Origin of the sequence: uncultured Porphyromonas sp. (genome assembly GCF_934359325.1) — a bacterium.
Classification (GTDB): domain Bacteria; phylum Bacteroidota; class Bacteroidia; order Bacteroidales; family Porphyromonadaceae; genus Porphyromonas_A.
The window spans coordinates 1-7,968 of the sequence record NZ_CAKRLH010000069.1; the positions used below are offsets into that span (position 1 = coordinate 1).

The window sequence follows — 7,968 nt, forward strand, 5'->3', positions numbered from 1 at the left end:
TCCCACGCCACAGGGTCCTGATAGACGTCACCCCTCGCAGTCCAGCCGATGTGGGGCGTACCTGAGATCTGGTCGTATGCACCTATTGTCGCTGCGCTGAGCAGCACGGTGCTGTCAGTCTCTTGGATTGCATCGTGGATCCGCCTGATGATGGCGGTGATGTTGCTTCGCCGCCACTCCGCTTTAGGGAGTAGTGTGTGAGCCTTGCGGTAGTCCCGATCATCGGGGAAGCGTGCGGGGAAGTCGGGGTAGCGGATGTAGTCGAGCTGGATCCCCTCCACGGGGTATCTCTCCGCTATTTCTCGGGCGAGTGAGGCAAGGTGGATGCCGGTGAGGCTGTCTGCCGGGTCCATGAAGTCCTTTCCCTTATGCCGTTTGGTGTGCCCTTTGTACTTGTCATAGAAGGGAGTGACTCCCCTGAGCCTTCGCCTATAGCTCCGATCCTCCAGCGGCAGTGTGGTGATCCAGGCGTGGACCGTCATCCCCCTCTTGTGGCATGCCTCCACCGCATAGGCAAGAGGATCGTAACGCTTGCCGTAGAAGCGCGGGTGCATCGGTTCGATCGCTGAGGGGTAGATCACATCTCCCCGACCTCGGACTTGGAGGAAAATGGTATTGATCCCATTCGCTCGCAGCAGATCCAGCTGCTCATCCAGCTCCCTCTTCTGTGCCGCCTCAGAGGATGAGCGGGGCCAGTCCAGCCCCCAGATCGTAGAGAGCCAGACGGCGCGCATCTCGTACTTGGATCGGTGGGCAAAGGCGTCAGGCTCCTCAGCCTGTGCGCCTTGCAGGGCAATGAGGCTGAGCAGGATCAGTAGGATGTGTCGTCTCACAGGCGGCCGGTCAGAAAAAGTCGATATGGTCGATCAAGCGAACCTCCCCGTCATAGACCGTGATGGCACCGACGGCATGCTCCGTCTCGCCCCACTCGCTGATCTCTCCCAGTGTGTCGCGGTCGACGATGCTGAAGTACTCTACCCGGAGCAGTGGCGATGCCTCGATCTCTCGGATCACCAGGTCGTGCACTTCGCTGACGGACCTTCCCTCCTTCTGCGCCCTCACGCCCTCGGTCAGTGCTCGGTAGATCATCGGTGCTGCCTGTCGCTCCTCGGGCGAGAGGCGGTTGTTTCGGCTGCTCATGGCAAGTCCGTCCGACTCGCGCACCGTTTCGCACGAGATGATCTCCGGATCCATGTCGTCCGAGAGCTCAATCATCCGCTTGATCACCGCTATCTGCTGGAAGTCCTTGAGACCAAAGTAAGCCTTATCCGGCTGCACGAGTCTGAAGAGCTTCCCGACAATCCATACCACTCCTTGGAAGTGCCCGGGACGATAGGCTCCCTCCATCACTTCCGCCACCTGTCCGAGGGGCAGGTCGGGCGCTTCCTCCCCCTTTGCATACATCTCCTCGGGGGTGGGGGTAAAGGCGAAGTCTACCCCGAGCGCCTCCAGAGCCCTCAGATCCTCCTCCATATCGTGAGGATAGGTGGCGAGGTCGGTGGGGTTATTGAACTGGGTCGGATTGAGGAAGACACTCACCACCGTGCAGCCGCACTCCCTGACGCAGCGGCGAATGAGGCTGAAGTGTCCCTCGTGCAGTCCGCCCATTGTCGGGACGAGACCGATCGTCTCTCCCTTATGCTCCTCCCGTACTCGACTGAGAGTCTCTCTCAGTCGCTTCTGACTATTGATTACTTCCATGGCTATCATTCTGTCTGTTGCCGCAAAGGTAACGAGAGATTGGCGAAGAATACCATTTGACAAAAGGTCAGGAGCAAAGTCCACCGGGACCTGCTCCTGACCTTTTACTATAGATTATACGATTGATCCCCTTGTCAGAATGAGAAGGAGGCACCGACGTTGAGGACACTCATACCGTATCCTGCCTCTACGAAGAGACCCCAGCTGGGAGCCACCATATAGCGCAGTCCGATACCGGTGTTGTAGCCGAAGCCGAAGGACGACTCCTTGCTCTCGTTGCTGTGGTCGCCGCGGAAACCAAGGGCGATGAAGTAGTAGGTGTCGAGAGCGGGGATGAAGTGGTAGTGAAGTGCGGCGCGCGGTCCGAGGAAGTAGTCGGTCCCACCGCTGTACATATTGACTACCGCCTGACCGCCGAGGGTAAAGGCGCTGTTGTCGTCCCAGATGTGACCATTGAGGCAGTGATCGGCAGCGAGGTTGATCGTCATGGATCCTGTCTGCTTACCTGCCGCATTGGTGTGGAGGCTGGCACCCAGTCCTACGCTGGCGATGTTGGTTCCGGTCTCAAAGACATTCTGAGCCTTGGCCTCCGTCTGACCGGCGACGCATAGCCCCAGAGCTACCAGAGCGGTAGCGAGAGTTTTCTTAAGTGAAATCATAATGCAATTGATATGTATGAATTGTTATCCTTGTTCGGGGTCAAAGGTACACAAATGGTGCCAGATCTACTTCTCCCTGACTGTGATGTGGAAGCAGGCCTGCCGCCGCTCGTGCTTGACGTAGCAGCGCCCATCCTCGTGGAATGCCCTCAGCACCCTTGCCAGCAGGTGTTTCAGCTCCTCCGGCTCTATCGTCCTCGGGTCCTCAGGGTCGACCTTGTCGTACCGCTGCCAGGAGATGTCGAGTGTGGTGCCGTAGCAGTGGGTGCTATTGAGCGACGCATTGCCGTTACGCTGTCTCAGCTTGTCCATATCCTCGGCTGTCCTGGTGACACTGGTGACGATCGGTCGGTAGAGGGGCTGCCCGTCCACTTCCAGCTGGTACCGAAAGGCAGCACCGATCTCTTGTGCCAGTCGCACCGCCTCCGGGACCATCAGTGGCACAGAGTGGGTTAGATCATCCAGCTTAAGTGCCGGTGTCTCCTTGAGTGGAACGAGGCGATCCGTCCGTAGGAGATCATCGCGGCACTCGGCGGGAGTGATGCCAAGACTCTGAGCCGCTTCGAGTTGTACTGGATTCAGGTCATCGAAGTCCCTCCTGAAGCTCCCTATGTAGCGGTAGGGACGCTCCCCCGGGACGACGCTGTAGGAGCCGGTGTCCGGAGCGGGTGCCGGCGGCTCTGTCGGTGGTGTGAGGCTGATGAGCAGTGTCGCCAGAAGCGTCATCGCCAGCAGGGGAAGGTAGTAGTGGGTAACGACCGGCTTGGAAACGGAACGGAGAAAGACTATCAGTCGGCTCCAGAGACGGGCAAGAAAAAATCTGCTTCCCTTGTCAGCTGATCGGACGACAGTCCCTGCCGATCGCTCCGTCCGCTCCTTAGTCCGCGGACTCGAGGTGCGACTGCGGATGATCTCCTCTAAGCAGAGATCTGCTCGTGTCTTACCCTGCTTCAAGAGCGATTCATCGGGTGATGAGTTGTTATCCTGTTCCATTTGTGTGCTATAGAAATATTCGACAGAGGGGTGGGTCTTACTTGGTCGGAATCGCAAGGGTGGCGGAGCGAAGCCCCGGAGCTGAAGCGGAAAGAGTGATCGTGCCGGGCGTGCCTGACGGTGCGACGATAGTGGTCAGCTGACCGCTGAAGGCGGGCATCGTCTTGTTCTGGAAGGGAACAATGCAGGTGGCGTCACCATTGGCACTGGCGACATAGCGCCCTGCACCGATGACCTCAAACGTCACTTCCGGGGTGGCGGTGGCGCAGAGGTTGCCCTGCTTGTCCACGACAGACACACGGATGTAGACGAGATGCTCTCTATCCTGCGCCGGTACGGTCTCGATCGGCTCTTCGAGGGTGAGCTGCAGCGTATATGGTGTGCCTGATGTACAGAGTCTCTTCTCCTTCCGGGGCACACCATCCTTGTCGTACGCCACGACCCGCACCTCGCCAGGCTCATACTTCGTGTCCATCCACATGAGACGGTAGCGAGGCAGGCGCGAGAGATCCTTGTCAGAGCTATTGTCGACCGTAATTGATGTGTCCTTCGTCCGACGCCCCTGGCTCTTGCCATTTATGAATAGCTCGGCCGTGGGGTAGCTGGTGTAGACGAAGATCGGGGTCACCTCGCCCACTCGATCAGGCCAGTCCCAGTGGGGCAGAATGTGCAGGGTGGCGCTATCCGTATTCCAGTGCGAGCGGTAGAGGTAGAAGCGATCCTTAGGGATGCCGGCGAGATCAACTGCACCGAAAAGCGACGTGTGGGAGGGCCAATTGGTGTAGTACGGGGTCGGCTCTCCGATGTAGTCGATACCGGTCCAGATGAATTCACCGATATTGTAGTGGAAGTCATCGTGTCGGATGAAGTTGTCCTCAGGGAGCTCACTCCAGGCGCAGTGCTCCACGTCGTAGCTGCTCGCCTGATGGTCGGGGTAGATCGCCATCGACTTACGCTCGACAGGGAACTTATAGATCCCTCTCGACGAGAGCGTAGAGGCGGTCTCGGTACCCAGGATCAGTCGCTGCGGTAGCTTAGCATACGCCTCGGGGTAGTGCCAGGGGCGGTAATTGAAGCCGGCGACATCCATAATGGCGGCAAAGTTATTTGCCGTGGCGGGCTTGGGGTTGTCCATCCCCTGGGTGACGGGGCGGGTAGGATCCTCGCGATGAGCAATCTCCTGGAGGAAGTGGGCGACCTTATTGCCCCCCTCAGCGCCCTGCTCGTAGACCTCGTTGCCGATGCACCACATCACGATGGAGGGGTCATTTCTGTAGTGACGGATGAGGTTGACGAGGTCGCGCTCCGCCCAGTCGTCGAAGAGGGTACTGTATCCATTCTTCACCTTCGGGATCCGCCACTCATCGAAGCTCTCCGCCATGATCAGCATCCCCATCTCGTCTGCCAGCTGGATCAACTCCGGGGCGGGCATGTTGTGTGAGGTGCGGATCGCATTGACGCCCATATTCTGCATCTGCTTGATCTGTCTGCGGATGGCGACCTTATTCACCGCTGCTCCGAGTGGTCCGAGGTCGTGGTGGAGGCAGACCCCCTTGAAGGTCACCGGCTTGCCATTGAGGTAAAAGCCCTCATCGGAACGAAGCTCTATCGTCCGCACTCCGAAGGTGGTGCGGTAGGCATCGATCACCCGGCCGTTGTAGAGCAATTCGCTCTTGGCGGTGTAGAGGTTCGGCTGCTTGATGTCCCAGAGGTGGGGCTGCGGGATGCGTAGGTTTTGCTCAAGGGCATTGTCGAAGATCTCAGCTCCGCTGATCTCCCGGCTGTCGATCGTCTCTCCCTTGTAGAGAATGGTGGTGCGAAGCGTCAGCGCGTCGCTATCGGCGGGGACGCCCTTCAGTTCGGTGCGGACCTTGACCTGTGCGTACTCATCGCAAACAAAGGGAGTGGTGACAAAGGTTCCCCAGTCGTCGATCCGGGTCTTGTAGGGCGACACCATCAGGTACACATTACGGTACAGACCAGCCCCCGGGTACCAGCGAGAGAAGTCGGTCGGGTTGTCTAGCCGGATGGCGATCACCTGTCTGGTCTTGGAGGCTTCCAGATAGGGCGTGATGTCGAGGTAGTACGAGTTGTATCCGTAAGGCCAGCCTCCGGCGCGGTGACCATTGACATACACCTCCGAGTGGCTCATTGCCCCGTCGATGTAGAGGGTGATGTCGCCGATGGTGGAGGGATCCTGATGAAGGTCAAAGTGATAGCGGTACCAGCCCATGCCGACGAAGGGTAGTCCTCCCGTGCGTCCGGCATGCTCGAGTGCCTCTGTCTGCCCGTCCTGGGTGATGGCGACGTTTTGCCGGTCATTCTCAGAGGAGAATGGACCATAGATAGCCCAGTCGTGCGGTACTGTAACGCTCTGCCAGCTCCGGTCATCGTAGTCCGGTCGGACGAAGTCGGAGCTATCCTCTCTCGTGAAGCGCCAGCCGTCAGTCAGGCGTAGTGCCTCGCGGGGAGCCTCGATGCTCTCCAGGAAAGTCTGCGCCGTCGCACTAAGAGACATAAGGATCACAAGTAGGGCGGGTAGAGTTCTTCTGATATTCATCTACAGCTGTACTGGGTAAACGATATATGGGTGTACAATATTCGTTGTGTGGGCAACGTTTCCTCAAATTTACACTAAATATCTGCAATGCACACTTTTTCCGGGAATGCACTCACTGAGAAGTGACAGGAGAAAATCCCTCTCCCTGATGAGTTAACTCTATTACCGGTAATAGTTGAGTCTAATACCGGTATTAGTCTTCACTATTACCGGTAATAGATTGACGCTTTACTCATGACCGGCACAACTGATGCTAAATCGTTTCGTTTTGTACTGAAAACCACCTCTTTGTGACCCTCTGTCGTCATGGTCGGAGCATTACGGCTCTCACCGGTGGATTCAGCACGAGGAGCCTTTTCAGGATTGGTCTCGTCGGGGTAGGGGGAGGACGGCCCCTTTTTGGTATCTTTGTCGAGATTCGAAGTAAGAAAAGTATATCTATGTCATCGCTTGATACCATCCCCTTCCACCCTGTTACTCTTGAGGATCGACCGATCTTAGAGTCCTTCTACGAGATCAATCCCTACCTCTCCTGTGACTATACCTTCTCCAATCTCATCGGTTGGAATCATGTCTACCGGACCGAGATTGCTGTCCATAAGGGATTCCTCCTAATACGCTTCTGGAACGAGGAGAATAAGCGGCACGCCTACCTCATGCCTATAGGCTCCGACGACTCCCGCCTCCGCGAGGTGCTGCTCGATATGGAGCAGGATCAGGCGCAGCTGGAGGAGAAGAATCTGACGATCATGGGCGCCACGCCTGAGGCTGTACAGGCGCTGGAGTCGATCCATCCGGATCAGATGGTCACGCTCGCCAATCGTGACTACTCTGACTACATCTACCTGAGGGAGAAGCTTGCGTCCCTCTCGGGCAAGAAGCTGCAGTCCAAGCGTAACCACTGCAACCGATTTGAGCGGACCTATCCCGACTGGAGCTACGAGGAGATCACGGAGGAGTCGCTAAGGGAGTGTATGGAGGTGGAGAATGAGTGGTACCGCGAGACCGACACTACGGAGGGGATGTCCGATGAGCGGAGGATGATCCGCTTCGCCTTAGAGCACATGAGCGAGATTGGTCTCAGCGGAGGGCTGCTGAGGGTCGAGGGGAAGGTGATCGCCTTTACTCTCGGTATGCCTCAGAGTGCTCGCTGCTTCGACGTCAATATCGAGAAGGCTGATGTCGCCTATGATGGCGCTTTCACCATGATCAATCGGGAGTTTGTCCGTCGGATACCAGAGCAGTACACCTATATCAATCGCGAGGAGGATATGGGGCTACCGGGTCTGCGGAAGGCAAAGCTCTCATACAGGCCTGAGATCCTCCTGGATGAGTACACCGTAGTCCTCAACGTATGATTCGGCTCCACCCCTATGACGGCTCGGATAGCCTACTCCGATCGTCCATTCTCTCCCTCCTCTCGGAGGCTTTTGGTAAGGAGGGGCAACCCTACTATGAGCTGGCGATGGAGTACCTCTATGACGGCGAGCACACCTTTCTATTAAGTGAGGGCGATGGGGCGCTCCTTGCAGTGGCGCTCGTGGTGGACTATGTCGATCCGGACAAGGGACGATGGGCGTACCTCTACAGCTTCGCTACTCGGGAGGATCGGCGAGGGGAGGGACTGATGACCGGACTCTATAAGGAGGCCATCGAGCCAAGGCTGATCGAGCGAGGGTACCGAGGTGCCTGTCTCGTGCCGGCGACCTCTTCTCTGGTCAGCTTCTACAAGGGCTGGGGCTTTCATCTGCTCAGAGATGCTGAAGATGCCATACCGATCACGCCGGGACAGAGAGCGACAGACTATCTCATCGCCGCTTATGGACAGCCAAGTATTGACAATCCCTTGCCCTTCCGGATGATTAAGCCCTTCGTCCCCACCGTCGATCACTACCGGCTCGTCTCGCCTTTAGACTAAGTGTTAGTCCCCCCTTTCCTTTTGGCGCATAAAAAGTCTACCTTTGCAGAAATTGAACGAACGTAACGATATATGAACTTTATCAAAGAGCTTGAGTGGCGTGGCATGATCCACGACATGATCCCCGGAACCGAGGA

General features: G+C 57.2%; 7 protein-coding genes. 2 read left to right on the plus strand and 5 right to left on the minus strand.

Features of this window, described 5'->3' with window-relative positions; all coding sequences use genetic code 11:
* The 5 genes from Q0F21_RS03940 to Q0F21_RS03960 all read right to left on the minus strand — a co-directional run.
* The coding region (locus Q0F21_RS03940) for a family 10 glycosylhydrolase (protein WP_297237602.1) at positions 1 to 833 on the minus strand (833 nt) is incomplete at its 3' end.
* Positions 834 to 843: 10 nt separating this feature from the next.
* A complete protein-coding gene (panC, locus tag Q0F21_RS03945; RefSeq protein ID WP_297237603.1) occupies positions 844 to 1,701 on the minus strand; it encodes a pantoate--beta-alanine ligase in 858 nt (285 codons plus the stop codon).
* 134 nt (positions 1,702 to 1,835) lie between these two features.
* Complete coding sequence (locus Q0F21_RS03950; RefSeq protein WP_018106450.1) at positions 1,836 to 2,360, minus strand: hypothetical protein; 525 nt, start codon at positions 2,358 to 2,360, stop codon at positions 1,836 to 1,838.
* A gap of 66 nt (positions 2,361 to 2,426) precedes the next feature.
* Positions 2,427 to 3,353 carry a DUF5715 family protein gene (locus tag Q0F21_RS03955; RefSeq protein WP_297237606.1) on the minus strand — a complete coding sequence of 309 codons (927 nt, stop codon included), beginning with the start codon at positions 3,351 to 3,353 and terminating at the stop codon, positions 2,427 to 2,429.
* Between the two features lie 37 nt (positions 3,354 to 3,390).
* On the minus strand, positions 3,391 to 5,913 hold the full coding sequence (locus Q0F21_RS03960; protein WP_297237608.1) for a glycoside hydrolase family 2 TIM barrel-domain containing protein: 2,523 nt from the start codon (positions 5,911 to 5,913) through the stop codon (positions 3,391 to 3,393).
* A 440-nt stretch (positions 5,914 to 6,353) separates the two neighbouring features.
* On the opposite strand from Q0F21_RS03960, the gene Q0F21_RS03965 reads away from it, so the two are divergent.
* The gene (locus Q0F21_RS03965) at positions 6,354 to 7,271 is read left to right on the plus strand and encodes a phosphatidylglycerol lysyltransferase domain-containing protein (RefSeq protein ID WP_297237610.1); all 918 of its coding nucleotides are present in this window, start codon (positions 6,354 to 6,356) and stop codon (positions 7,269 to 7,271) included.
* A complete protein-coding gene (locus Q0F21_RS03970) occupies positions 7,268 to 7,831 on the plus strand; it encodes a GNAT family N-acetyltransferase (RefSeq protein ID WP_297237612.1) in 564 nt (187 codons plus the stop codon). The genes Q0F21_RS03965 and Q0F21_RS03970 overlap by 4 nt, the downstream gene beginning before the upstream one ends.
* Positions 7,832 to 7,968: the final 137 nt, after the last annotated feature.